Origin of the sequence: Nitrosospira sp. Nsp1, assembly GCF_900100985.1 — a bacterium.
In the GTDB taxonomy this organism is placed as follows: domain Bacteria; phylum Pseudomonadota; class Gammaproteobacteria; order Burkholderiales; family Nitrosomonadaceae; genus Nitrosospira.
Map to the genome: position 1 here is coordinate 92,290 of NZ_FMUF01000010.1, position 24,574 is coordinate 116,863.

Sequence of the window (24,574 nt, forward strand, 5' to 3'; positions counted from 1 at the left end):
CGACATCGTTTCTTTGATTGTCGGGCAGAGCCCGACCTACTTGTTTCCTGGGTTGGTGTGAGGTATGGACCTCATCATTTCACGGTGACAAAAACTCCCTGATCACGTCCTCCACCGATTTTATCGCTTCGTCCACCTTGTCGTTCGCTTCGGGCGGTAGCTGCTCTTCCAGGAAATATTCGGTCATGGTACCGTGGGCTTCCCTCAAACCGGTTTCAGGGTTGATTTTCGCCGTGGTGATGCCGGCAGGCGGTGTATAGGCTGCTGTCGGGACGCCTTTCAATGCCTTGCTCATATAGCTCATCCACATCGGCAAGGCAGCCCGGCCACCGGTTTCGTTGTTTCCCAGTGATTTCGGGTTATCAAAGCCGATCCAGGCGATAGCGACCAGGTCGGCCTGGTAGCCACAAAACCATGCATCGACATAATTGCTGGTGGTGCCGGTTTTCCCGGCCAGGTCGGCACGGCCGAGCTGTTTTGCTCTGGTCGCGGTTCCCCGCTGTACCACATCCTGCATCATGCTGGTCATAAGAAAGGCGTTGCGCGGATCTATGATCTGCTTGGCGCTTTCTCCCGCCAGCACGGGTTTTGGCTGCTCCAGTATGTTGCCTCTCTCATCCTCGATGCGCTGGATGAAATAGGGTGTTACGAGAAAGCCCCCATTGGCGAACGCGGCGTAACCCACCGCCATTTGTATCGGGGTCACCGACCCGGCACCCAACGCCATCGGCAGGTAGGCGGGGTGCAGTTTGGGGTCGAAGCCGAAGCGGGCAACATAATCCTGCGCGTATTGAACGTCAATTGCCTGAAGAATGCGAATGGAAACCAGATTTTTGGATTTGGCGAGCGCTTCGCGCATGCGTACCGGTCCTTCGTAGGTGTCCTCGTAATTTCGGGGATCCCACTGATCGCTTCCTGTTTCCTCGGCGGTAAAGGAGAGGGGGGCGTCGTTGACGACGGTGGCTGGCGTAAAGCCTTTTTCCAGGGATGCGGAATAAATGAACGGTTTAAAACTGGAGCCCGGTTGGCGCCATGCCTGCATAACATGGTTGAACTGGTTCCGGTTGAAGTCGAACCCGCCTACAATGGCGCGAATTGCCCCGTCATGCGAGTTTACTGCGACCAGCGAGGCTTCGACCTGAGGAAGTTGCACGATATGCCACACGCCTTTTTCGTTCTTCCGTATCCGGATGAGCGAGCCCGGACGAATATATTGCTGACCAGAGCCTGCCTTGCTGGAAAGGGATTTCTGGGCAAACTTGAGACCATCACCGGTAATCTCGATGATTTCCCCACCCCGCCGGTACGCCTTGACCGATTTCGTGCTGGCCGCCAGCACCACGGCAGCCTGGATATCGTCGCTGTCGGTCACTTCCTGTAACGCGTCTTCCAGTATCTCTTCGCGATCCTGGCCAGTTTGTGTCAGATTGATAAATGCTTCAGGGCCGCGATACCCATGCCGGCTGTCATAATCCATCACGGCTTGCCGCACCGCGTTGTAGGCTGCATCCTGATCCAGTCGTCGTATCGTGGTATAGACTTTGAAACCTTTGGTGTAGGTATCTTCACGATGGCGTTCATATACTGCCTGCCTTGCCATTTCTGCCACAAAACCGGCGTGCATTGCGAATTCCTGTGATTCGCGTTTGACCTGCAGCGGATGTTTTTCCGCTTCCTTGAACGCTGTATCGGAAATATAGCCGAGTTCGCGCATGCGCCGGAGGACATAAAGCTGCCGGGTTTTCGCACGCTTGAGATTGACTACCGGATTGAAGCGTGAAGGCGCCTTGGGCAGTCCCGCCAGCATTGCAGCTTCTGCAAGGTTGATTTTCTCCAGGCTCTTTCCGAAATAGACCTGCGATGCGGCAGCAAAGCCATAAGCGCGCTGCCCGAGATATATCTGGTTGAAGTAAAGTTCAAGAATCTCGTCTTTGCTCAGGCTGTGTTCAATTTTGAATGCCAGCAAAGCCTCGCTGAATTTCCGAGTGAGTGTTTTTTCCTTGGTCAGGAAAAAATTACGTGCGACTTGCATGGTAATGGTACTGGCCCCTTGCCGCGCACCGCCGGAAGTGAAATTCGAATAGGCTGCCCGCAATATGCCAGGATAATCCACTCCGCCATGCTGATAGAAGCGGTCGTCCTCAGCGGCCAGAATCGCCTGTTTGAGGCGCTCCGGGACCGAGCTGATCTTGACCACCTCGCGACGTTCTTCGCCGAACTCCCCGATCAGGAGACCTTCAGCGCTGTACACTCGTAAAGGGATTTTCGGACGGTAATCGGTCAGCGCTTCAAGCGAGGGCAATGTGGGAATGGTAACCAGCGCGGCAAAGCCGGTCAGCAAGACTCCAATAAGACCTAGCGCTAAAAATGCGGCGAGCAGGTAAACCCACCAACGTGCTAGCATGTAGGAAGAATTTTGAAAAAGAGAGTTAAGACGAACATATGCAATTATAAGGCATTACGTGACGCAGTATTACGTGAAGCAATGTGGCAGAAGCGAATGCTGGGAACGCTACGGCACATTTTGGAGTATTTTTCAGGGAAGTGAGGCGGGAGGTCTCAACTTGCAGGCTTGTCTGTTTACGGGGATGCAAAGGAAACTACCGCCGGATTTTTAGTCACGGCGACCAGTACGATATAAAGAAAAGTCAACTGAGCCGCGATCCACGCATAGATTCTTGCTTTACGGGTTTTGCCGAATTTCAGCGCCATCATTCCGAGACCGATATAAACCAGCAGGCCGATGACTTTGGCGCTGAGCCATGAATCATGTATCGGATCCTGGTGAATCCTGGTAGCCAGTACGATGGCACTCGTCAGCAGTATGGTATCCACCACGTGCGGTGTAATTTTTACCCAACGCTGCTGCAAAGCGGAAGATTCACGCATTTTCCATATGCTGCGCAACGAAAACAACAGGTAGCTGATTACCACGCTGGTGACATGAATCATTTTTAACGCCGCGTAACTCATGCTCACTCCCCACTCAACATCCAGCCATGGCTGCCCGCCACAGCGCCCGCAATAGTGACGAGGCTTAACCCGAGTAATATCCAATGCATGCGCCGCATCCGGCGAAAAGTCTTCTCGGCGTCGTGCTGCGCCGTTTTCGGGGCCTGTTTCCGTAACACCAGCGGTTCCACCACAAACAACATCAAGGTAAAGATCAGCCAGACCAGAACCATGGCATGCATCCACCAGAAGCCCAATTCGGCAAAACGGCTCCATGCGTTCAGAAAATGCACCATGTAGAATCCGCTCAAGCCGACGAGCAACGTGACGACGCGAGCCTGTGGCGCAAAGCGGCCTTCGATACGCGCAAAAAACTCCGTTCGCTCGGATGCCGACCTCATCTGTGCCATGGCTGGAATCAGCACGGTAGTGACCATCGCCACGCCACCAATCCATAGCACAACGCCCAATACATGGACCACTCTGGCAAAGGCGAACTCATCCATAGAAATAATCTCCCGGTCTTCCTGCTCGAAACGCTTATGCAAAAATGTTCTCGATACCCATGCCAGCACAAATATGCCAAGGCTCACCCCTGTTGTCTGCTTGCGTTGCTACTCCCTGACCCGCAGGTCGTTAGTGCTTGTGATTGAGTTTGGCAGCCCAGGCGCTAAAATGTTCAAGTATTTCACACATAAACATGCAGCGGAGTCGTCGCCCCCAGTTTGATTTTAACCAAGTGGAATCAATCAAGAGCCTCGCAATCGAATGCGTCACAGTTGGCAAGATCGGATTTGCCGCAAGCGGGAACTTGTGCCGATAGTTGGCGCAAAGCGCTGCGCAGGCCTTCTTCCAGAGTGGGGTGATAAAACGGCAAGCGCAGCATATCATGCACCGTGAGCGAACGGTCGATAGCCAGCGCCACCAAATGTGCCATATGCTCCCCGGCAGGGGCGCACATTTCGGCGCCGAGCAGCCGACCGCTTTCCGGTTCGGCATAAAGACGCAGGATGCCCTTGTTGCGCTGACCTACCCTGGCGCGGCCCTGGTGTTTAAAACACGCTTCTCCCGTCAGTATTTTATTGGCGTCGAGTGAATTGAAGCGCCTGCCTATCATTGCGATATTAGGATCGGTAAAGACTATCGCAAGCGGGACGCGACGCTTGAAATACATCGGGTCGCGACGGGTCGCATTGATTCCGGCGATATGTCCCTCATCCGCCGCCTCATGCAGAAGAGGTATCCGGTCATTGATGTCGCCGGCCATGAAAACCGGCAGATCGGCTATTTGCATAGTATGAGGATCGACTGGAGGCAGCCCGTGCTCATCGAGTTCGATACCCAACGTTTCCAGCCCAAGGTTGTCGATATTTGGCCGCCGGCCCAAGCTAACGAGAACACTGTCAACCACGGCCTCTTTGCTTCCGGCACGGACTTGCATACCACCGTTGGAAGCGTGCAGATCAGCCTTTTGCCCCAGATGAACGGGGAATTCCTGTTGCAGAAGTTCTGTCGCAACGGCATTGACGCCGGGATCTCTCAATCCCGCAATGGCAGTTTTCTGGTCAAACGCCGCTACATTCACGCCTAGCCGCGAAAGTGCCTGGGCCATTTCCATGCCGACCGGGCCCAAGCCTATCACTGCCATACGGGAAGGCAGCGTTTGCTGTTCGAATAATGTATCCGTAGTGAGCAATTGCCTTCCGAAGGCATGCCATGGCTCAGGCACGACCGGGCGTGAGCCGGTAGCGATGATAATGCTGCGTGCGCGGAGTTCGCGCCCGTTTACTTCCAGTTTTCCTGCTCCAAGCAAACGTGCGCGACCGGAAATCGCGCGCTCGCCCAGTGCTTCTGTGGTCTTCAGCGTGCTGGCAACAAAATCATTGCGCAGCCGGCGTACATACCGCAGCGCAGCGGGAATGTCGAGTGTGAGAGAACCCGCTCCCCGAATACCAAATTCCTCAAACGTGTTACGGGTGTGAAAGGCATTCGCTGCCTCGATCAGCGTTTTGGAAGGCATGCAACCCACCCGGGCACAGACCGTTCCCCATGGTCCATCGTTGATGAGGATGAAATTGGATGTTCGCTTCTTCACCTCATTCAATGCAGCCAAACCCCCCGTACCGGCCCCGACAATAGCGACATCGTATGATTCATTCATGACGGCTTCTCCTATTGACCCTTAGTGGTTGGTAAGGTGAACGGGCAAGAACATGACATGGTAACGGGCTGAAAGTTAGCTCAACCGGCTGCCTGAGATGGCTTGTAACTTCAAATAACTTCAGGTAATTGACGACAAATGCGGCAATGCGAATCGAAAAGCTCGCTGAAGTAATCAGTAAGCCGATGCTGTTTTCACAGACGCAATCCCTGCCGTTTCCGGGAACGCTGTATTGCCCGGCGTTATGCTTGGTGTTAAGGCGATCTTGCAGGGATGCATGGTCTTTATCTTTAATATATTGGCTACGCTTCCGGCTTCGCCTGGTTAGCTTTTTCGCCGGTTGTTTTGGGCTTGGGCCTTGCGGCGAGCCAATCACGCGAGGTTTTTTGCGCTTGCGCAAGTTGTTTGGGGCTAAGAGAGCGCATGATTTCGTCCCGAGCCGCTACAGCTTGCTGAACCCCGGCGGCAGCCGCGAGATTCAGCCATACGTAACTCTGTACCTGATCGACAGCAAGACCATATCCGGTGCGGTAGATGAGGCCTAGCTCATACTGTGCAAGTCCGTAGCCTTGTTCTGCTGCCAGTTTAAGCCATTTCGCTGCCTCGGCAAAATCCTGAAGGGCGCCATTTCCAGTCAAATATAACAGACCGAGCTTATATTGCGCATCGCTATCCCCCTTCTCCGCACTGTCTTGATACAACCGTACCGTAAAATAATGATCATCCGTTGGCCCTGGTGCTGAAAGAGAGGCTGGCCCTGTGTTACGCGTCGCTGGCGCTCCGGCAGGGGGTTTGACGCCGGTGGTTGCCGCACTAAAGTGTTCCTCATGATCGCGTCCGGAATTGCCATCGCCGGGAATAGCGGGTTTCTCCAGCTTGCTTTCAGATACGGGTCCGACGTAAAGGTCAGCCATGTTTTGTTCTATGATCAGCCAGACCAACGCAATCAGTAGCGCGCCCAGGGTTAGTGTCGATCCCGTTACAAGATAAGCATGGGGATTTCGCACCCAAAAGCGCTCTCTGCAATCGCGGCAGCGCACGGGGCGAAGGAACAGCATGGATACTGTCCGTTCCCCGGGTCGGACACGAGAGCCGTGCGTTTTTTTACTTCCGCACTTAATGCATTTCGGGTACATAATATTGGGTATTGTTGCTGTTCTACTCGAAAAGTGGGTGTTCCTGTATCTCGTGGAGTCTAAGTAGTGGCTGACCGAACGTCAACCCAGGCAGGAATACCAGGCACATCTCAGCACGATTAGCTCGCTGATGAGTTCAGGTTGGCTGCGCATTCAGGCTACCCATCCCCAGCCTGATCCAGCGGATCTGGATGATTTCAAGTTCAGTATCAATGTCGATATGGTTTGCCTGCTTAAATGCCGGCGCCACCGTCATATACCTCATTACGTATCTGCGCCTGCGAGATAACGCTGCCAGGCGGAATGCTGCGCGTAAGCCAGACGTTGCCGCCAATGGTCGAGCCGCGCCCGATGGTGATACGGCCAAGAATGGTGGCGCCAGCGTAGATAATTACATCATCCTCGACAATAGGATGCCGAATATTCCCTTTTACCAGCGCACCATGCTCATCCGTGGGGAAGCGTTTGGCGCCCAGCGTCACGGCTTGATACAGGCGTACGTGTTCGCCAATGATAGCGGTTTCACCAATGACTACGCCGGTGCCGTGATCGATGAAAAAACTGCCTCCAATCTTTGCCCCTGGATGGATCTCTATACCGGTGGCGGAATGGGCAATTTCCGAAATCATGCGTGCAATCAGCGGCGCGCCCAGGCAGTGCAGTTCATGCGCGAGGCGATAATGCGTTATGGCCGTGATGCCGGGATAACAGACCAGTACCTCGTCGAGACTGCGGGCAGCCGGATCACCCTCGTACGCCGCCTGAATGTCGCTTTCCAGCAGCGTTCGTACATGAGGTAATTGCCGGGCGAATGCCTGGGTGATGGCCGCAGCCTGTTCTCGATCCGAATTGCTTGTGGTTTCCAGGCCGGAAGTAAAGCGCAATTCACGGCGCACTTGAACCAACAGTTCACGGAGCGTGACATCCAGGGTGTGTCCGACGTAATAATCGACGCTCTCATTGGTGAGTTCGGGTAAGCCCAGACGGTTCGGAAACAACACGGCACTCAGCCCATCCGCGATCCCGACCAGTATCTTGCGGGAGGGCAGTTTAGGCGGCCTGTCGCGCCTTTGCCGGTTTTCCAGTGATTTCACACGCAAGGCGCGCAGCTCGGCCACAACCTTGTCGATTTCCAAACTTTTCCCTTTCGATGATGAGTATCCTGTTTTTCCTGATTTTGCCATCATTGCACCGAACCCTGACCATCGAGCGCATCCTCGAAGAGAATGGAACTCAAGTAACGTTCTCCCGAATCGGGAAGGATGACCACAATGGTTTTGCCTGCGTTTTCCAGACGCTTGGCATAACGTATCGCCACCGCCACAGCCGCTCCGCATGAAATTCCGGAAATAATGCCTTCTTCGCGTGCGAGGCGGCGGGCATAGCGCAACGCATCTTCATTGCTGACCTGCTCGATATCGTCCACCAGCGCCAGGTCTAAATTTTCCGGAACGAAACCGGCACCAATTCCAGGAATTTTGTGCGGTCCGGGTTTCAGCGGCTCACCCGCGCGCAATTGGGTCAATACCGGGCTGGCGGATGGTTCAACGGCAACCGAAATGATCGTTTTCCCCTTTGTATTTTTGATGTAGCGCGAAACGCCGGTTATAGTACCGCCTGTACCCACGCCGGAAACAAAAATATCAATGGCGCCCTCGGTATCGTTCCAGATTTCCGGTCCGGTAGTGCGTTCATGGATGGCCGGGTTGGCCGGGTTGTTGAATTGCTGAAGCAGTACATACCGGCCAGGATCGGAAGCAACGATGTCCTCGGCTTTCAACACGGCGCCTTTCATTCCCCGCGCCCCTTCCGTCAATACCAGTTTTGCCCCATATGCGCCAAGCAGTTTACGCCGTTCCAGGCTCATGGTTTCAGGCATGGTCAAGGTCAGCGGTATGCCGCGGGAGGCCGCAACGGACGCCAGTGCGATGCCGGTGTTGCCGCTGGTCGGTTCCACCAGTTCTTTTCCTGCAAGGAGCAGTCCGCGCGCTTCCGCGTCCTCGATCATCGCCGTGCCAATACGGCATTTTACGGAATAAGCGGGATTACGCCCCTCGATCTTTGCCAGCACCGTTGCGGGAGCGCCGTCGGTAATGCGGTTGAGCCGGACCAACGGGGTATGCCCCATGGACTGCGAGTTATCCTTGAACCAATGCGTCATGCTGCGATTTCCTTCAGTATGGGTTCCGGGCAAGCCTGTTCACGAATATGACGCCCGTGAGGATGGACATGTTTGGAAGACAGAACTTAAAATCGTTTCAACCCGCCCAATCCGTTCGAGATGGGCTTTCTTGCAACCGTGGGATGAGGCGCATCCAGGAGTTGCGCGTTCATCAGAACGGCAGGTTTAATGTTTATTCAAGACGTATTGATTATAATACTTGGTTTATCGCAGGGTTTACGCTGCCTTCACTATAATATCTCGCTGAAATCATTGAGTTATTTTAACATGAGTATAAGCGTCGGAGTAACCATTTGACTGAGGTCTATCGTGGAACGCAGGCGACGTCCCACTCTTCAGGCACTACTTTGATGCTTGCAGCCTGCTCCGGAAACGAGACCGCTTATTCAAGCCGGGCGTCCAGCATTTGCAAGTATTGTAAACCAGGAACGATGCCGCTTCTTGACACTGACACTGCATTGAATCTCAAAGACAGGGCAGGGCGATTGCCCGAGTCTTCATGCAACTCTTATTCATATCGGCAAAGATGATCCCAATGATCCCTAAGGCACGGCGTGAGTTTTATTGATCTCCCGGCCGTCAAGACTGCTCAGGGCACGGTGCGCCTGCCTGGTTCCAAAAGCATTTCCAACCGCATTCTATTGCTTGCTGCATTGGCCGACGGCGCGACGGTTATACGTGACCTGCTTATTTCCGACGATACGGCGCGAATGCTGGAAGCACTTGAGGCGCTGGGTGTGCCCATCGCCCAGATCAATGAAAATTGTTATCGGGTGCAAGGCATAGGCGGAAAGTTGCCTCTCCGTTTCCCCATCAGTGAAGCGAGTTTATTCCTGGGCAATGCAGGCACCGCTTTCCGTCCTTTGACCGCCGTGCTGGCGCTGGCTCAGGGATATTACAAATTATCGGGTGTACCGCGCATGCACGAACGCCCTATCGGCGATCTGGTGAGTGCGCTACGCCAGTGGGGGGCGGATATAACCTATCTGGGCAATGAAGGTTTTCCGCCGCTTCAAATCAAGCCAGGACGGATCCACGGAGAGGAAATTACGGTGAGGGGCGATGTGTCCAGCCAGTTCCTGACGGGTCTGCTGATGGCTTTGCCCTTGTCCGCAATGCGTTTCAATCATACGTCGACGATAACGGTGGTCGGAGAATTGATCTCGCGGCCTTATATCGAGTTGACCATAGCGCTGATGGCCCGTTTCGGCGTGCAGGTGGAGCGTGAGGAATGGCACCGCTTCACTATGCGCTCAAGCCAACGCTATCTCAGCCCTGGGGAGATATTTGTCGAGGGCGATGCATCCTCCGCTTCGTATTTCCTCGCCGCCGGCGCCATCGGTGCCGGCCCGGTGAGAGTAGAGGGTATCGGTCATGGCAGCCTTCAGGGAGATGTCCGTTTTGCTGAAGTGCTGGAAGAAATGGGAGCACGCATCAGCGTGGGCAATAACTGGATCGAGGCAAGCGCCCCTGCGTCTGGTGGTCTGCGGGCCGTTGATCTCGACTGCAACCATATTCCGGACGCCGCAATGACGCTTGCAGTGGCGGCGTTGTTCGCCGTTGGTACCACCACGCTCAGGAATATCGCCAGTTGGCGGGTGAAAGAAACCGATCGCCTCGCGGCAATGGCAAAGGAATTGCGCAAGCTGGGGGCGGTGGTGGAGGAGGGCGCGAATTTTCTGCGTATCACTCCGCCAACCGGTAGACTCACCGGGGATGCAGCGATTGATACGTATGACGACCACCGGATGGCTATGTGCTTTTCGCTGGCGTCCTTTGGCGCGCCTGTGCGTATCAACGAACCCGATTGCGTCGCCAAGACTTTTCCCGACTATTTTGAAAAGTTCGCGGCCATCGTCAGTCCCTGACCGGCAGAATCCGGGTAAATTTTATCGAGGCGGTTTTTCATGAATACGAATATTAATGATGTTCCCGTTATCGCCATTGATGGCCCTTCTGCTTCCGGCAAAGGCACCGTTGCACAACGGGTGGCGGCAAAACTGGGGTTTCACTATCTCGACAGTGGTGCGCTCTACCGGTTGGTAGCGCTGGCAACGATGCGTGCCGGGGTCGACCTGAGCGATGAAGGGACAATAAGCGATGTTGCCGCGAGCCTGGATGTCGTCTTTAAGGATGAAGAAATTTGGTTGGGCAACGAAAGCGTCACCGATGCGATCCGCACGGAAGCGTGCGGTAACTCGGCTTCCAGAATAGCTGCTTATCCGCTGGTCAGAGCCGCGCTATTAGCGCGGCAGCGCGCATTTTGCCAGCTTCCCGGTCTGGTGGCGGACGGCCGCGATATGGGATCGGTCGTTTTTCCCGAAGCCGTTCTCAAAATATTTCTCACGGCAAGTGCTGAAACGCGAGCCCAGCGGCGCCATAAGCAGTTGATGGAAAAAGGGATAGGTGCTAATATTGCCACCCTTTTGCAGGATATACGGGATCGCGATGCCCGCGACAGTAATCGGAGCGTGGCGCCCTTGCAACTGGGTACGGATACAACGTTGCTGGATACGACTTCCCTCGACATAACACAAGCCGTGGATAGCGTACTAAAGCAATATATTGAAATCTGTGCAAAAGGTCGCAGGTGAAAAACTGAAGTCAGCCTCGCCTCTCGATGCACTTGCATCAGATGGCCGCAGTCGCAGCAAGCGAGCCGGAAAAAAGAATGGAAAATAAAGGAAGAATGCAGACGCCGCAAATGCTACGGTGTGATAATAGCACGTTCGACTAATACGTGTTATGGATAAAACGTTGCTTTTATGGCAAGAATTCATGTCTCGGCGCATGAAAAATAGTTGAAATATGAAAATAGAGTTGTCCAGGTAATGGATCAAGTAGTCAAGTAGTCAAGTAGTCAAGTAGTCAAGGAGTATGGCTGGTGCTGTCTGATCGCGCTTTTTCCGAGCAAAAGGAGCGCGCGGTCTGGTCGGGCACTTATTATTAACTTTTAACCCCGTCGATTTTCTTTGACGGGATCCCAAATCAGGTATCTTCCACAATGATTATTGCTTCCCCCGCTATAGATTCTTCCGAAAGTTTTGCGGCCTTATTTGAAGAAAGTCTTTCCCGCCAGGAAATGCGTGTCGGTGAAGTCATCACCGCCCAGGTTGTTCGTGTTGATTACAACATTGTGGTTGTAAACGCCGGACTGAAATCGGAAAGCTTCATTCCCGTCGAAGAATTCAAGAACGATAAAGGCGAAATCGAGGTCAAGTCCGGCGATTTCGTGAGTGTCGCCATCGAAGCGCTCGAAGATGGCTACGGCGAAACCCGTTTATCGCGCGACAAGGCCAAACGGCTCACTGCCTGGCATGACCTGGAGGCTGCGATGGAAAGCGGCGCCATCGTCTCCGGCATCGTAAGCGGCAAGGTCAAGGGTGGTCTGACTGCCATGATCAACGGCATACGCGCTTTTCTTCCTGGTTCGCTGGTGGATATCCGTCCGGTCAAGGACACGACTCCATACGAAAACAAGGAGATGGAATTCAAGGTCATCAAGCTTGATCGCAAGCGCAACAATGTGGTTGTATCGCGTCGCGCAGTTCTGGAAGAAAGCCAGGGTGCGGATCGCCAGACCTTGCTGGCGAATTTGACGGAAGGTGCGATAGTCAAGGGTATTGTCAAGAACATAACGGACTATGGCGCATTCGTGGACCTGGGCGGTATAGACGGCCTGTTGCACATCACGGATCTTGCATGGCGGCGTGTGAAACACCCTTCCGAGGTCATCAGCGTCGGTGATGAAGTCACTGCCAAAGTGCTTAAGTTCGATCAGGAAAAGAATCGCGTATCGCTGGGCATGAAGCAATTGAGCGAAGACCCATGGGTAGGGCTCTCCCGGCGTTATCCGCCGCATACCCGCCTGTTCGGAAAAGTCAGCAATCTGACCGATTATGGCGCGTTTGTTGAAATCGAGCAGGGTATCGAAGGGCTCGTGCATGTCTCTGAAATGGATTGGACCAACAAAAACGTTTACCCCTCTAAAGTGGTGCAGTTGGGCGACGAAGTGGAAGTGATGATCCTGGAAATCGATGAGGAACGGCGGCGTATCTCGCTCGGCATGAAGCAATGCAAGGTCAATCCATGGGACGACTTTGCCATGAACCATCAAAAAGGCGACAAAGTGCGTGGGCAAATCAAGTCCATCACCGATTTTGGTGTTTTCATCGGACTGCAGGGTGGGATAGATGGGTTGGTGCATCTTTCCGATCTCTCATGGAGCCAACCGGGTGAAGAAGCAGTCCGCAATTATAAGAAAGGCGACGAAGTTGAGGCCATGGTGTTATCCATCGATGTCGAGCGTGAGCGCATTTCGCTGGGTATCAAGCAATTGGAAGGCGACCCGTTCAACAGCTTTGTCTCGATAAACGACAAGAATAGCCTCGTCAAAGGCACAGTCAAGTCGATTGATGCCAAGGGTGCGGTAATTGCGCTGGAGAATGATGTCGAAGGCTACCTGCGTGCATCCGAAGTTTCGCGCGACAGAGTCGAGGACATCCGCTCGCACTTGAAGGAAGGCGATACGGTCGAGGCAATGATAATCAACGTCGATCGCAAGAATCGCGGCATTAATCTTTCCATCAAGGCCAAGGATATCGCAGAGGAATCCGACGCCATGCACAAGGTTACAGTGGATAGTGCTGCAAGCGCGGGAACCACCAGTTTGGGCGCGTTGCTTAAAGCCAAGATGGATGTTAAAAATACTGAACAATAAAGGGCATCCATGACAAAGTCTGAACTGATCTCGAGGCTTGCAGCCCGTTATCCGCAGTTGGGCGCGAAGGATGCCGAGCTTGCAGTCAAGGTGATACTTGATGCGATGGCCAAGAGTTTAGCGCAGGGACAGCGTATTGAAATTCGTGGATTCGGCAGCTTCGATCTCAACTACCGGCCGCCGCGTGTCGGGCGTAATCCGAAATCCGGAGAGAAGGTCAAGGTGCCGGAAAAGTATGTTCCCCATTTCAAGGCGGGGAAGGAAATGCGTGAGCGGGTCGATAACAAAACCTGAAAAATCGTATTGGATGGATAGGTATAATGACGGCAGGGTCGAAGGACCATGCCGTTTTTTTAACTTATGTGAAGCGATTCAATTGGTGCGATTCAATCGGTGCAATGCGAAGAAATTGAGGTTCGAGGTATTTGCACGGTTCATGCTGTTAACGATGTCTGGCCCCGGGGAAAAGGAATCATGCGTTACCTGAGATGGTTCTTGCGCATCGCGCTGTTTCTGTTGCTGCTTGGCTTTACCGTGAGAAATGTCGAAACGGTAACGCTACATTATTATTTCGGTTATGAATGGCACGCGCCGCTGGTATTGATAATATTATTGTTTTTCGCCCTCGGCGTGGCGATTGGCATCGGATCCTGCCTCGGCAAGATATTCAGCCAGAGGCGGGAAATTTCGATATATAGAAAAAAATATCCTTTGCTGGATGAACAGCGATAAGATAAAAAAGAACCAATCCGTTCCGCTTATTCAGGCAGAGCGGGAATGAGTCAACGTGCATATGCGCGCCATCAAAGACTTGCGAAGCTACAATATCTATCGAAAGCCCCGTCTATCCAATACTGAGCAGCTGTAAGTGCTTCAGCCAAATTCATTGAGAACGCCTGACTGATCGTATGAACGACCCAAGAATCATTATTGCCCTGGATTTTCCTGACGCAAAGCAAGCGCTGGACCTGACAGCCAAGCTTGACCCTGCATCATGCAGGGTCAAAGTGGGAAAGGAGCTTTTTACCGCTACGGGCCCGCAATTGGTCGAGAAATTGATGGATAACGGATTTGAGGTTTTCCTCGATTTGAAATTTCACGATATTCCCAGCACTGTGGCGGGTGCATGCAAGGCTGCAGCAGGGCTGGGCGTTTGGATGATGAATATCCATGCGCTTGGGGGGAGAAAAATGCTCACGGCAGCCCGGGAAGCCGTGCCGGCGGGAAATACCAGGCTCATCGCCGTCACCCTCCTCACCAGCATGGGGCCGGAGGATATGAACGAGATTGGCCTGAAAGGCGACCCTGAGGATGTAGTCCAGCGGTTGGCCTTGCTGGCGCGCGACTGCGGACTGGATGGGGTAGTGGCGTCAGCACTGGAGGCGCCCATGCTCAGGAAAATGATGGGAGAGAGCTTTTGCCTCGTCACACCGGGAATACGTCCGGCCGACGTTTCTCAGGGAGACCAGAAGCGGGTAACTTCTCCGCGCCAGGCAATTGAAAATGGCGCGGATTACCTCGTCATTGGCAGGCCGGTCACACAGGCAGAAGACCCGGTAGGAATGCTGCGGCGACTAAACGAGGAAATCGGCGCGAGGAAATCGGTGAATTGAAGGATGGGCAGGGGTTATCTGCTTGAAATTCCGCAATAACCCTGCGGTTGGTTAAATTTGAAATGCCCTGGTTCCTGCCAGAACTTCCGTTTCCCCGATCGTTTCCAATTATCACTCCCAAGTTTAAGAACGCCCTCGGTTTGGCGGCGATGATATATGCTGCTTACCGAATTGACCCGCCGTCTCGTTGCGCGTAGAGTTCAAATACGGGAAGGCTTGCATTGTATTTTCAGATTTCAAGCGCATCCCATCCACCACTACTGGAGGATAATGCCATGTCCGAATATCACCCTCTCCCTGCACAGCGTCTGGCGGGCGCTATCCGGGTCGTCCGTCCCATTCCGCCTAAATTTGTCACTCTGATGTCACCCGCTTTTGATGTGATGACCGACCTGCGTACTGTCGAGGCGGGTACAACCGAACCCAATGAAACGATGGAACGCGCAAATACACACATGATGGAGCGAGGTATACGTTCACTGCTGGTGCTGAACCAGGATCAGATTCTGGTGGGCATGATTACCGCGGCCGATATTCTCGGTGAAAAGCCGCTCCGCTTCATTCAGGAGCGGCACATGAAGCATAATGAGATTCTCGTCGCTGATATCATGACACCGCTCGATCATCTGGAAGCTATTCCGATCGAACAGGTTCAGCATGGCAAAGTCGCAAATGTTGTTGCCAGCTTACGCAATGCCGGGCGGCAGCATTCTTTAGTGATAGAGAGCGATCACGAGGGCAATCTCGAGGTGTGCGGTATTTTTTCGTTGACGCAGATCGAGAAGCAACTTGGTGCCGCTATTCTGCCGATAGAGGTGGCGAGGACTTTTACCGAAATTGAAGAAGCATTGATCACAAGTTAGCATGTGGGTGTGTTGCGGGGTAGTTGGCGAGCGATAGGCTCCATTCAACTACTCTCGGGGCGTAATTACCCGGCATGCGAGCCCATCCGGGCTTGTATTGGCTGACTGAACGTACCTAACCTGAAGCATTCGTGTTTCTACGCGAGCTTCGATCCTCTTTCGATGCATATTCCCACTTTTTTCACGCCGCGTATCGCGCTGAGTTTCGCAACGCTGACTTTTATCCAGGGTGATTTGAATTCGGTCAAGACGATTTGCGCGATATGCTCAGCCAAGGCTTCCAGCAGAGAAAAATGCTTCTGTGAAAGGGTTTCATTGATGCGCTGGACAATAAAGGCATAATCCAGCGCATCCTCGATATTATCAGTTTGGCAAGCCCGGCTTGTCACCAGCCCGATCTCCAAATCGAGTTGGATGGTTTGTGCAGTGTTGAGCTCCCATGGATAGATCCCAATCAAGGTTTTGATCTTGAGCTCATGCAAAAAAATAATGTCCATATATGAAGTCTCTGAATAAATCCCCGGGTTTGCCGGAGGGGCGCGACAGCGGTGCAGCAGCATGACAAGACCAGATTCCCCCAGGAAAAGGTCCAGCTATAACCGTCGCCGCGCCCTTGGAACCGCCCAAATTCTACCAGTTCAGTCGTCGATTAAATCCTGGAGTCTTTATTAAAGGCTCCAGCAGAAACAAGGGTGCGCGTGGCAGAAGCTGTTTTAACGTAGAATCACGGGAATTTTTATTCTTCTGTCTGCAGAGATGTCGCTAATTAAATGATGCTGCCGGCCCTTGTCCTGCTGGCCTATTTGCTGGGATCCATTTCCTTTGGGGTGCTGGCAGCTCGGCTCTTCCACTTGCCCGACCCTCGTACATACGGCTCAAAAAATCCCGGGGCCACGAATGTGCTGCGCAGTGGAAAGAAAGCGGCAGCCGTGTTCACGCTGCTGGGGGATGTCGGCAAAGGCTGGCTGTCGGTTGTCTTGGCGCAACGTTTTTCGCTCGGTGAGGAAGCGATTGCCGTAGTGGCGCTGGCAGTGTTTCTGGGGCATTTATTCCCGATATTCCTGCGTTTCAAAGGTGGGAAAGGGGTCGCGACGGCACTGGGCGTATTATTGGGGTTTAACCCCTGGATAGGGCTGCTGGCAATCGCGACCTGGATCATCGTTGCTGCGATCTGGCGCTTCTCATCGCTAGCCGCCTTAGCCGCGGCGGGGTTCGCACCAATTTTCACCGTGTTTTTTTTCGGTTTTGAAGCCCGTACCGTTGTCGTTTTTATCATGTCCGTATTGCTTGTCTGGCGGCATAAATCAAATATCGCCAGCTTGATTGCGGGTGGTGAACCACGCATCGGCAAGCACAGCGCCTCATGATTATCCCCCCGCGGCGTCCTGCATCTCCAGATCCCATCGTGCTTTTATCGTAAACGTATTATCCAGCTTTTTATTCCATGTTTCTGGCGCCTGTAGTCGCATCGCTCCCGCAAATGCGATCATGGCGCCATTATCCGTACAAAATTCGAGTTCGGGAAAAAAAACAGTGGCACCCGTTTTTTCGGCTTTCCGGCAGAGATTACTTCGCAATTGATGGTTTGCGCCCACCCCACCTGCAACCACCAGTTGAGTAAGACCCGTTCTTGAAAGTGCCGCCAGTGACTTTTCCGTCAGGACGTCAACGACGGCTTCCTGAAAAGCAGAAGCAAGGGCACCTCGGGTTTGCTGGGTCAGGGGTTGTTTTCTGGCCAGCGTCAATACTGCTGTCTTGAGCCCGCTGAAGCTGAAATTGAGATCGCCGCTGCGGAGCATGGGGCGGGGAAGCTTGAATTGATTTGGTTGGCCTGACTGAAAAAACTCGTCAGCAAGTTTCGATAGCGCCGGACCACCGGGATAACCCAGTCCTAGCAGCTTGGCGGTCTTGTCGAAAGCTTCTCCTGCTGCATCATCCACGGTTTCACCGAGTAATTTATATAGCCCGAGGCCACTCACTTCCATTAACTGGGTATGGCCGCCCGATACGAGCAGCGCCACGAATGGAAAAGCCGGCGCGGGATCGGATAGCAGCGGAGAAAGGAGATGCCCCTCGAGGTGATGGATGCCCAGTACGGGAATTTCCAGTGCGAAACCCAGGGCGGCTGCGATACTCGCCCCTACCAGTAGCGCTCCCGCCAGTCCCGGTCCTTGAGTATAGGCGATGGCGTCGAGGGCTTTCAGGTCGAGCCCGGCCGCCGCGCACGTTTGCCTGACGAGAGGCAATACCCGCCGGATGTGGTCGCGTGAGGCAAGTTCCGGTACCACGCCACCATACTCCCCGTGCATTTCCGTCTGGGAATGAAGCGCGTGGCTCAACAGTCCCTGCTGAGTGTGATAAAGCGCGACCCCGGTTTCGTCGCAGGATGTTTCAATGCCAAGTATGAGCAATGGAATATGGGAGAAATTACTCTTTCACGACAGCATTTGGCACTTGTTATATAATAGTGCGCTGTCTATAGTTAGATCAACCATACGATACTGTTTATCCAGCCCCTCTTTGTCAATCATTTAACATTTCCAGAAAGGAACCAAATCTTCATGACCACTATTAAAGTCAAGGAAAACGAGCCGTTTGAAGTTGCCATGCGACGTTTCAAGCGTACCATAGAAAAAACCGGTCTGCTCACTGAGTTGCGTGCCCGGGAATTCTACGAAAAACCGACGGCCGAACGCAAGCGCAAGCTGGCAGCAGCAGTTAAGCGTACTTACAAACGTCTGCGCAGCCAATTGCTTCCTCCGAAACTTTATTAGTCAGAGTCAGTCAAAAAAACGAGTAAAACTTCCATAATAATAAGCGCTGTCCGGTTTGGTTCATTGTGGATCTGAAAAAACAAATCACCGAAGACATGAAGGCCGCCATGCGTTCAGGCGATACGCGGCGACGGGATGCTATCCGGCTGTTGCAGGCGGCTATCAAGCAGCGCGAGGTGGATGAACGTATCGAGCTGGATGACGTTGCGGTAGTCGCTGTGATCGAAAAGATGCTGAAACAGCGCAAGGATTCCATTGCCCAGTATGAGGCTGCTCATCGTCAGGATTTAGCCGATGTAGAGAAATACGAAATGGGCGTGCTGCAACATTATATGCCCCAGGCTTTGAGCGACAGCGAAGTGGAAAGCGCCGTAAGCGAAGCGATTGCCGCTGTTGGCGCCAAAGGACAGCAGGACATGGGACGGGTGATGACGATACTCAAACCCAAACTTGCAGGGCGCGCCGATATGGGAAAAGTATCGGCCTTGGTAAAAAACAGGCTCATCACCTGATATCGCAGCTTATCGCCGCAGGATGGCTGCAAAGGCTGTTACAAATATCACGCGTATCGAGATTGCTGGAGTGTACGTGTACCTGCTTTCAACAAAATACTTCCTGTTCGCGCCCTGCCTTGGACAATATTGCTTGATCCACTATAAATGATTTCACAATCATTCATTCACGAACTGCTCAACCGTGTAGATATCGTCGACGTCATCGAGCGGGACCTGCCGCTTAAGAAAGGCGGCGCAAATTATGCGGCGTGCTGCCCGTTTCATAGCGAAAAGACACCTTCTTTCACGGTAAGCCCCACCAAGCAGTTTTATCACTGTTTTGGCTGTGGTGCTCACGGCAGCGCCATCGGCTTCGTGATGGAATACAACGGCATGAATTTTGTCGAAGCGGTGAATGATCTGGCGGCCCGGATCGGGCTTCAGGTTCCTGTGCAACAAACGGAACCCCGTTCTGGAGCAGCGGAATCGGGGTCGGCGCAAGACAAGCCGCAAGGAGGCCAAAACTCTTCCGGGGATTTGCTCGAGGTAATGAATGTGGCTGCCCGATTTTATCGGGAACAGCTCAAGCATTCGAAAGATGCCATTATTTATCTGAAGAAGCGTGGTTTGACGGGCGAGACTGCTGCCCGCTTCAGCATTGGTTATGCGCCGGCCGGTTGGCGAAACCTGGATGCCATATTTTCCGACGCCCCGACAAAGGCACAGAAAAATCTGCTGGTGGAGTCCGGGCTGGTAATCGCAAACGACGATGGTAAATACTACGACCGGTTCCGCGATCGCATCATGTTTCCCATTCTTAACCTCAAAGGAGCGATTGTAGGTTTCGGTGGGCGGGTGCTGGAACAGGGTGAGCCCAAATATCTTAACTCTCCCGAAACACCCGTGTTTCAGAAGGGCCACGAACTCTATAACCTCTTCACCGCCCGCAGGGCAATCCGCATGGCGGGACGTGTCATCGTGGTAGAAGGATACATGGATGTGGTGGCGCTTTTTCAGCATGGCATCGAGTACGCAGTTGCCGCGTTGGGCACGGCAATAACGCCTTACCATGTCCAGAAACTTCTGCGCCAGTCCGATAATGTCGTATTTTGTTTCGATGGCGACAACGCAGGCAGGAAAGCGGCGTGGCGGGCGTTAGAGGATAGCCTTGGGCAACTTGTGGACGGTAAGAATGTCAGTTTTCTTTTCCTGCCCGAGGGTGAAGATCCGGATAGCTACGTTCGCAATTTCGGCAAGGATGCCTTTGAAGCCTTGTTAAAACAGACATTGCCGTTATCCGTTTTTCTGTTTAGGGAACTGTCGGGGCGTGCGGACATCAAAACTAGCGAAGGGCGAGCTAAACTGGTACAGGATGCCAAGCCGTTGCTTGCAAAGGTTACTGCGCCGGGGCTCGCGCTGATGCTGTTAAAAAGATTGGCGGAGATCAGCGGCCTCGATCAGAGGGAGCTGGAAGGGCTGTTAAAGATCAAGCGCGTTTCAGCTTCCCGGTCGCGTGAAAGGGCTCCTCGACCACAACCTGCCTCACCTTATCGCTGGTTGATGCAGGTATTGTTATACGACCCCGGCTATATCCAGAAGCTGGATAGAGAGTTGCTCATACAGAACGAGGAATATGCTGAAGAATTGGCAGCGCTGAAGGCTCTGGTTGAATTTATCGATACGCACCCCAACGTTGGAGGAAACACGGCAATACCTTCGGCTATCGCATATTTTCACGATAGTTCCCATCGCATTCTCCTGGAGAAGGCGGAGAGCAACACGCTCACGTGGGATAGTGAGATAGATCTGGAAGCAGAGTTTTCCGGCGCAATGGCCCGGTTGCGTGAAATGAAACGTAAAGAGCGAATGGCGACATTACACAACAAGTCCTTGAGCGCGCTTACTCCTGAGGAAAAGCAGGAGCTCCAGCGAATGGCGATTTCTTGAAGGCGATGTGGGACAGCATACGGACAGTGTAATTGAATCTTGATATAATAGAGAGTTTTTGAATTTCAACTGGCGATACTATTTTGGAAAAAAGACATGGTAAAACCAAAAATACAAGTCAAAGCGGCGATAAAGGCAAAGACCGGAGCTTCGCTGGCTGCGGCTGTGAGTCGTCCCGCCGATGACGTTCGGGTGGCCGCCAAAAAGGAAGCAAACGATATGAAGAAGTCGCCGAGAGGGCAGCCAAAAGAAGTGGTGGCAAAAGCGCCGGTAAAAACGGCTGCAGAAACGCAGGAAGACGATGTTACGACAACTACTGCAAAGTCGGCGGCTAAAGTCCCGGCCGCTGTGACCGAAATCGTGAGGCCGATGATGACCACCAAGGAACCGAGTCCGCTTGCTGCCAAAATAGGTAAGGTCAAGGCAGTAAAGGAAGGCAAGCTTGCCCAGTCGAAAGACGCAGAAAAATCTTCGCTTGCACCGCAGGATCTCGAGGCGCGGCGTATGCGGCTCAAAAGCCTGATTGTGCAAGGCAAGGAGCGCGGCTACCTGACCTATGCCGAGATCAACGATCACCTTCCCGATGATATGCTCGATGCCGAGCAGATCGAGAATATCATCAGCATGATCAATGACGTCGGCATTTCTGTTTATGATGAAGCGCCCGACGCGGAAACACTGCTGATGTCGGAGACCGCGCCCACAGTGGCCGATGAGGATGTAGTGGAAGAAGCCGAAGCGGCGCTTTCCACTGTGGATTCGGAGTTTGGGCGCACCACCGATCCGGTCCGTATGTATATGCGCGAAATGGGGTCGGTTGAATTGCTCACGCGCGAGAGCGAAATCGAGATAGCGAAACGTATCGAAGATGGCCTGAAGCATATGATCCAGGCGATTTCCGCCTGTCCGACAACCATAGCCGGGATTCTCGATCTCGCCAATAAGGTGGCGAAAGATGAGATGCGCATCGATGAGCTGGTTGATGGATTGCTGGACCCCAATGCCGAAGAGTTACTTAGGGAAGAAATCTCCGAGGAGTCACTGGAGCAGGAACTGAGCACGGAGGATGGGGAAGACGAAGACATTGCTGCGATAGCCAATGCCAATTTGCTCAAGTTGAAAAATGACGCGCTGGAGCGTTTCGCTGTAATTCAAAATGCATATGTGGAAATGCAGAAGGCGCTAGAGAAAAAAGGACCGGGTAACAAAGCCTATAAAGACATACAGGAACAGATTTCAGCCGAACTCATGGCTATTCGTTTCTCGGCAAAGATGGTCGAAAAGCTTTGTGACACCCAGCGTGGGCTGGTGGATGAAATGCGAACCTACGAGCGCAAAATCCTGGAACTCTGCGTGACCAAGGCGGGGATGCCGCGTAACCACTTCATCAAGGCTTTTCCTGGTAATGAGAGCAACTTTGAGTGGATGGACAAGGAAGTCGCACTTGGCAAACCGTATAGCCAGGTGCTGGAGCGTTTTCGGCCGGATATCGTGGAGCAGCAGCAAAACCTGTTGACGCTGCAACAGCAGGTGGGTATCCCCTTGAAAGACCTGAAGGAAATCAATCGCCGGATGTCGACGGGCGAAGCCAAGGCACGCCGAGCCAAGCGCGAAATGACCGAAGCCAATTTGCGGCTGGTGATTTCCATCGCCAAAAAGTATACCAACCGCGGATTGCAGTTTCTTGACCTCATTCAGGAAGGCAATATCGGGCTCATGAAAGCGGTGGATAAATTTGAATACCGGCGAGGTTACAAGTTTTCGACTTATGCGACCTGGTGGATTCGCCAGGCCATTACCCGTTCCATCGCCGATCAGGCGCGCACCATACGTATTCCGGTGCACATGATCGAGACGATCAACAAGATGAACCGCATTTCGCGCCAGATTCTGCAGGAAACCGGACAGGAACCGGAGCCCGCCCTGCTGGCAGAGAAAATGGAAATGCCGGAAGAGAAAATTCGTAAGATCCTCAAGATTTCCAAAGAGCCTATTTCAATGGAAACACCGATAGGTGATGACGAAGATTCGCACCTTGGCGATTTCATCGAGGATGCCGCTACCATGGCGCCCGCCGACGCGGCAGTGTATGCCAGCTTGCGGGACGTAACGAAAGACATCCTCGACTCGCTGACGCCGCGTGAAGCGAAAGTGCTGCGCATGCGTTTCGGCATAGAAATGAATACTGACCATACACTGGAGGAAGTCGGCAAGCAATTCGACGTGACCCGTGAACGCATTCGGCAGATCGAGGCCAAGGCATTGCGCAAACTGCGCCATCCTTCGCGTTCTGAACGCCTGCGCAGTTTCCTGGATACCGAAGGGTGATAGGTTCGGTATTTACTGCTGGTGTCTAAATCGGGTCTGTAGCTCAGTTGGTTAGAGCAGGGGACTCATAATCCCTTGGTCGCTGGTTCGAGTCCAGCCAGACCCACCAATATTATCAGTAACTTAGACATTAAAATCCGCATTTACGTTTTAATGTGGTGCGGATTTTTTGTGAAAGGCAAACGCAGGATAAGCTCTTTTACCCTCTCGGGGTAGAGATGAGAGTATCGTTCCTTGGACTGTACCGAGTCGTGATTTAACACCTGCCTCACTTCCCCAAAAACAGCAGGGAAAATTGGTTTCGCCCCACGGGTGCGTAATGGGTGATCTCATAGATTCAACCTGCTTCAAAATAGCCAGAGAGGCAGCGTCAAAATTTGGCGGAAAAAGGTAGGAACCAGGTCAGGAAAAATTCTTCCGTTTCATTTTTTCCTGGATGTTTTCAGAACAGCCTTCAGAGCAACAACAGGATCCGCATCAGCGAACATTTCTGTGATAGACGCATGCAGCACGACTTTATTTCCAACGATCTTGAAAGCATCCGCCGACACATAAGAGCCAGTGCCAACTGACCGCATCGTGACGATCAAACTGGGCGCTTCGTCAAGCCCAAGGTTTTCGAGAAACACTTTTTCAAGTGTGCCGCTTCTCAACCGGATCAATCCCGACGCAAAAATCCCCGCATCGTCGTTCACTTGCGTGTTGCCGGTTGAGTACAGGCGCACACTGTAGCTCCCAATCGATCGTGCTTCAAAGTCACCCTCGGCCACCACAATGGTTTGTTCACCTGACAAAGCCAACTTCCGCACAAAGCGATCCACAGGCTGCACCCGCCAGATGCGGTGGTGAACCTCGACATCATGGGGCACGTAAACCACCAACGGCAGTCGGCTGTTGTAGCGCAGCAGTTTGGCCTCACCGCCAAGGGTGATGAAACGATCGACCCGTGGTTCAGCCGGATCCACAGCCATCAAAGTTCCGGCCATGGGCCCCAGTTGGCGTAAAACATGGCGCTCAAATCCCCAGCCAGGAATACTTTCAGTTTCGAGCTGACCGCCAAAGAAATATCGGTTGGCAGCATCAGTCTTGACGGTCTTGCCGATGATCAGCTCAACTCTGAAATCGGCTTCATTTGCCTGTTGGGACAGAATGATGACATGGCGTGTCATGCCTTCTTCAGCCGCCGGGAATGCCTTCAGGTAGTCGGCTGCAAATACCGAAGAGCTGCCAGCCCATAACAGGAATACGATTGTTGCTATCTCTTTCATTGTGCGCATTACCCTCTCGTTATAAGGTAGGGGTCAGGTCTCAATACTGTTCGGTTAGTTTGGATTCGCAGATCGCTGTCGCAATGATAGCGGTTTAGGTTCGAGCATACTAACGACGCAGTCAATGTGCTGTCGT

22 protein-coding genes and 1 tRNA gene are annotated in these 24,574 nt (G+C 53.0%); 13 read left to right on the forward strand and 10 right to left on the reverse strand.

Translation table 11 applies throughout. The features are described 5' to 3' along the window. Window positions 1-79 precede the first annotated feature (79 nt). The 7 genes from BLP78_RS08315 to cysK all read right to left on the reverse strand — a co-directional run bounded on the left by BLP78_RS08315 (window position 80) and on the right by cysK (window position 8,410). Complete coding sequence (locus tag BLP78_RS08315; RefSeq protein WP_090458341.1) at window positions 80-2,404, reverse strand: penicillin-binding protein 1A; 2,325 nt, start codon at window positions 2,402-2,404, stop codon at window positions 80-82. 176 nt (window positions 2,405-2,580) lie between these two features. Next, window positions 2,581-2,973 (reverse strand): SirB2 family protein, encoded by a 393-nt coding sequence (locus BLP78_RS08320; protein ID WP_090458343.1) that lies wholly within the window; start codon window positions 2,971-2,973, stop codon window positions 2,581-2,583. A 2-nt stretch (window positions 2,974-2,975) separates the two neighbouring features. Then, the gene (locus tag BLP78_RS08325) at window positions 2,976-3,545 is read right to left on the reverse strand and encodes a hypothetical protein (RefSeq protein WP_256330177.1); all 570 of its coding nucleotides are present in this window, start codon (window positions 3,543-3,545) and stop codon (window positions 2,976-2,978) included. A gap of 152 nt (window positions 3,546-3,697) precedes the next feature. Next, window positions 3,698-5,113, reverse strand: coding sequence for a dihydrolipoyl dehydrogenase (locus BLP78_RS08330; protein WP_090458345.1), 1,416 nt, complete (start codon window positions 5,111-5,113; stop codon window positions 3,698-3,700). A gap of 302 nt (window positions 5,114-5,415) precedes the next feature. Then, a complete protein-coding gene (locus BLP78_RS08335) occupies window positions 5,416-6,171 on the reverse strand; it encodes a tetratricopeptide repeat protein (protein ID WP_256330178.1) in 756 nt (251 codons plus the stop codon). 311 nt (window positions 6,172-6,482) lie between these two features. Further along, window positions 6,483-7,433 carry a serine O-acetyltransferase EpsC gene (gene epsC / locus BLP78_RS08340; RefSeq protein WP_090458381.1) on the reverse strand — a complete coding sequence of 317 codons (951 nt, stop codon included), beginning with the start codon at window positions 7,431-7,433 and terminating at the stop codon, window positions 6,483-6,485. Then, window positions 7,433-8,410: a cysteine synthase A gene (cysK, locus tag BLP78_RS08345; RefSeq protein WP_090458349.1), complete on the reverse strand. Its 978-nt coding sequence runs from the start codon at window positions 8,408-8,410 to the stop codon at window positions 7,433-7,435. Before cysK ends, epsC begins: the two co-directional genes overlap by 1 nt. Before the next feature lie 575 nt (window positions 8,411-8,985). Here cysK and aroA point away from each other — a divergent pair. The 7 genes from aroA to BLP78_RS08380 all read left to right on the forward strand — a co-directional run bounded on the left by aroA (window position 8,986) and on the right by BLP78_RS08380 (window position 15,627). Then, window positions 8,986-10,299 (forward strand): 3-phosphoshikimate 1-carboxyvinyltransferase, encoded by a 1,314-nt coding sequence (gene aroA / locus BLP78_RS08350; protein WP_090458351.1) that lies wholly within the window; start codon window positions 8,986-8,988, stop codon window positions 10,297-10,299. A 39-nt stretch (window positions 10,300-10,338) separates the two neighbouring features. Continuing rightward, entirely contained in the window at window positions 10,339-11,025 is a 687-nt protein-coding gene (gene cmk / locus BLP78_RS08355) for a (d)CMP kinase (protein ID WP_090458352.1), read from the forward strand. A gap of 410 nt (window positions 11,026-11,435) precedes the next feature. Then, complete coding sequence (rpsA, locus tag BLP78_RS08360; RefSeq protein WP_090458354.1) at window positions 11,436-13,151, forward strand: 30S ribosomal protein S1; 1,716 nt, start codon at window positions 11,436-11,438, stop codon at window positions 13,149-13,151. Between the two features lie 9 nt (window positions 13,152-13,160). Further along, entirely contained in the window at window positions 13,161-13,445 is a 285-nt protein-coding gene (locus BLP78_RS08365) for an integration host factor subunit beta (RefSeq protein ID WP_036575864.1), read from the forward strand. Between the two features lie 180 nt (window positions 13,446-13,625). Further along, window positions 13,626-13,883 (forward strand): LapA family protein, encoded by a 258-nt coding sequence (locus tag BLP78_RS08370; protein ID WP_090458355.1) that lies wholly within the window; start codon window positions 13,626-13,628, stop codon window positions 13,881-13,883. A gap of 176 nt (window positions 13,884-14,059) precedes the next feature. Then, window positions 14,060-14,764, forward strand: a complete 705-nt coding sequence (gene pyrF / locus BLP78_RS08375; RefSeq protein WP_090458357.1) for an orotidine-5'-phosphate decarboxylase — start codon at window positions 14,060-14,062, stop codon at window positions 14,762-14,764. Between the two features lie 275 nt (window positions 14,765-15,039). Then, a complete protein-coding gene (locus tag BLP78_RS08380) occupies window positions 15,040-15,627 on the forward strand; it encodes a CBS domain-containing protein (protein WP_090458359.1) in 588 nt (195 codons plus the stop codon). A gap of 137 nt (window positions 15,628-15,764) precedes the next feature. Here BLP78_RS08380 and BLP78_RS08385 read toward each other — a convergent pair whose 3' ends face one another. After that, the gene (locus BLP78_RS08385; protein ID WP_090458361.1) at window positions 15,765-16,124 is read right to left on the reverse strand and encodes a dihydroneopterin aldolase; all 360 of its coding nucleotides are present in this window, start codon (window positions 16,122-16,124) and stop codon (window positions 15,765-15,767) included. Between the two features lie 273 nt (window positions 16,125-16,397). Between BLP78_RS08385 and plsY the strand changes: the two genes are divergently transcribed. Then, window positions 16,398-16,994, forward strand: a complete 597-nt coding sequence (plsY, locus tag BLP78_RS08390; protein WP_090458362.1) for a glycerol-3-phosphate 1-O-acyltransferase PlsY — start codon at window positions 16,398-16,400, stop codon at window positions 16,992-16,994. Here the strand turns inward: plsY and tsaD are convergent, their stop codons facing one another. Next, window positions 16,995-18,038, reverse strand: coding sequence for a tRNA (adenosine(37)-N6)-threonylcarbamoyltransferase complex transferase subunit TsaD (gene tsaD, locus BLP78_RS08395; RefSeq protein WP_090458364.1), 1,044 nt, complete (start codon window positions 18,036-18,038; stop codon window positions 16,995-16,997). A gap of 150 nt (window positions 18,039-18,188) precedes the next feature. Here tsaD and rpsU point away from each other — a divergent pair, with 150 nt between their 5' ends. From rpsU to BLP78_RS08420, 5 genes are all read left to right on the forward strand, one after another. Beyond that, window positions 18,189-18,401, forward strand: a complete 213-nt coding sequence (gene rpsU, locus BLP78_RS08400) for a 30S ribosomal protein S21 (protein WP_004179462.1) — start codon at window positions 18,189-18,191, stop codon at window positions 18,399-18,401. Window positions 18,402-18,466: 65 nt separating this feature from the next. Beyond that, window positions 18,467-18,913: a GatB/YqeY domain-containing protein gene (locus tag BLP78_RS08405; protein WP_090458365.1), complete on the forward strand. Its 447-nt coding sequence runs from the start codon at window positions 18,467-18,469 to the stop codon at window positions 18,911-18,913. Window positions 18,914-19,060: 147 nt separating this feature from the next. Then, complete coding sequence (gene dnaG, locus BLP78_RS08410) at window positions 19,061-20,842, forward strand: DNA primase (protein WP_090458367.1); 1,782 nt, start codon at window positions 19,061-19,063, stop codon at window positions 20,840-20,842. A gap of 96 nt (window positions 20,843-20,938) precedes the next feature. Then, window positions 20,939-23,170: an RNA polymerase sigma factor RpoD gene (rpoD, locus tag BLP78_RS08415; protein ID WP_256330179.1), complete on the forward strand. Its 2,232-nt coding sequence runs from the start codon at window positions 20,939-20,941 to the stop codon at window positions 23,168-23,170. Between the two features lie 32 nt (window positions 23,171-23,202). Continuing rightward, window positions 23,203-23,279 (forward strand) — tRNA-Ile (locus tag BLP78_RS08420). A gap of 313 nt (window positions 23,280-23,592) precedes the next feature. Here BLP78_RS08420 and BLP78_RS08425 read toward each other — a convergent pair. Continuing rightward, window positions 23,593-24,438, reverse strand: coding sequence for an ecotin family protein (locus BLP78_RS08425; protein WP_143002920.1), 846 nt, complete (start codon window positions 24,436-24,438; stop codon window positions 23,593-23,595). Between the last annotated feature and the right edge of the window lie 136 nt (window positions 24,439-24,574).

Bases quoted from the DNA above. Each gene is read 5' to 3' on its own strand.
- epsC (WP_090458381.1), bottom strand. From the start codon at position 7,433: ATGGCAAAATCAGGAAAAACAGGATACTCATCATCGAAAGGGAAAAGT.
- rpsA (WP_090458354.1), top strand. From the start codon at position 11,436: ATGATTATTGCTTCCCCCGCTATAGATTCTTCCGAAAGTTTTGCGGCC.
- BLP78_RS08425 (WP_143002920.1), bottom strand. From the start codon at position 24,438: ATGAAAGAGATAGCAACAATCGTATTCCTGTTATGGGCTGGCAGCTCT.
- BLP78_RS08385 (WP_090458361.1), bottom strand. From the start codon at position 16,124: ATGGACATTATTTTTTTGCATGAGCTCAAGATCAAAACCTTGATTGGG.
- BLP78_RS08380 (WP_090458359.1), top strand. From the start codon at position 15,040: ATGTCCGAATATCACCCTCTCCCTGCACAGCGTCTGGCGGGCGCTATC.
- cysK (WP_090458349.1), bottom strand. From the start codon at position 8,410: ATGACGCATTGGTTCAAGGATAACTCGCAGTCCATGGGGCATACCCCG.
- BLP78_RS08320 (WP_090458343.1), bottom strand. From the start codon at position 2,973: ATGAGTTACGCGGCGTTAAAAATGATTCATGTCACCAGCGTGGTAATC.
- pyrF (WP_090458357.1), top strand. From the start codon at position 14,060: ATGAACGACCCAAGAATCATTATTGCCCTGGATTTTCCTGACGCAAAG.
- plsY (WP_090458362.1), top strand. From the start codon at position 16,398: ATGATGCTGCCGGCCCTTGTCCTGCTGGCCTATTTGCTGGGATCCATT.
- BLP78_RS08330 (WP_090458345.1), bottom strand. From the start codon at position 5,113: ATGAATGAATCATACGATGTCGCTATTGTCGGGGCCGGTACGGGGGGT.
- BLP78_RS08315 (WP_090458341.1), bottom strand. From the start codon at position 2,404: ATGCTAGCACGTTGGTGGGTTTACCTGCTCGCCGCATTTTTAGCGCTA.
- BLP78_RS08365 (WP_036575864.1), top strand. From the start codon at position 13,161: ATGACAAAGTCTGAACTGATCTCGAGGCTTGCAGCCCGTTATCCGCAG.
- BLP78_RS08370 (WP_090458355.1), top strand. From the start codon at position 13,626: ATGCGTTACCTGAGATGGTTCTTGCGCATCGCGCTGTTTCTGTTGCTG.
- BLP78_RS08335 (WP_256330178.1), bottom strand. From the start codon at position 6,171: ATGCTGTTCCTTCGCCCCGTGCGCTGCCGCGATTGCAGAGAGCGCTTT.
- dnaG (WP_090458367.1), top strand. From the start codon at position 19,061: ATGATTTCACAATCATTCATTCACGAACTGCTCAACCGTGTAGATATC.
- cmk (WP_090458352.1), top strand. From the start codon at position 10,339: ATGAATACGAATATTAATGATGTTCCCGTTATCGCCATTGATGGCCCT.
- rpsU (WP_004179462.1), top strand. From the start codon at position 18,189: ATGACCACTATTAAAGTCAAGGAAAACGAGCCGTTTGAAGTTGCCATG.
- rpoD (WP_256330179.1), top strand. From the start codon at position 20,939: ATGGTAAAACCAAAAATACAAGTCAAAGCGGCGATAAAGGCAAAGACC.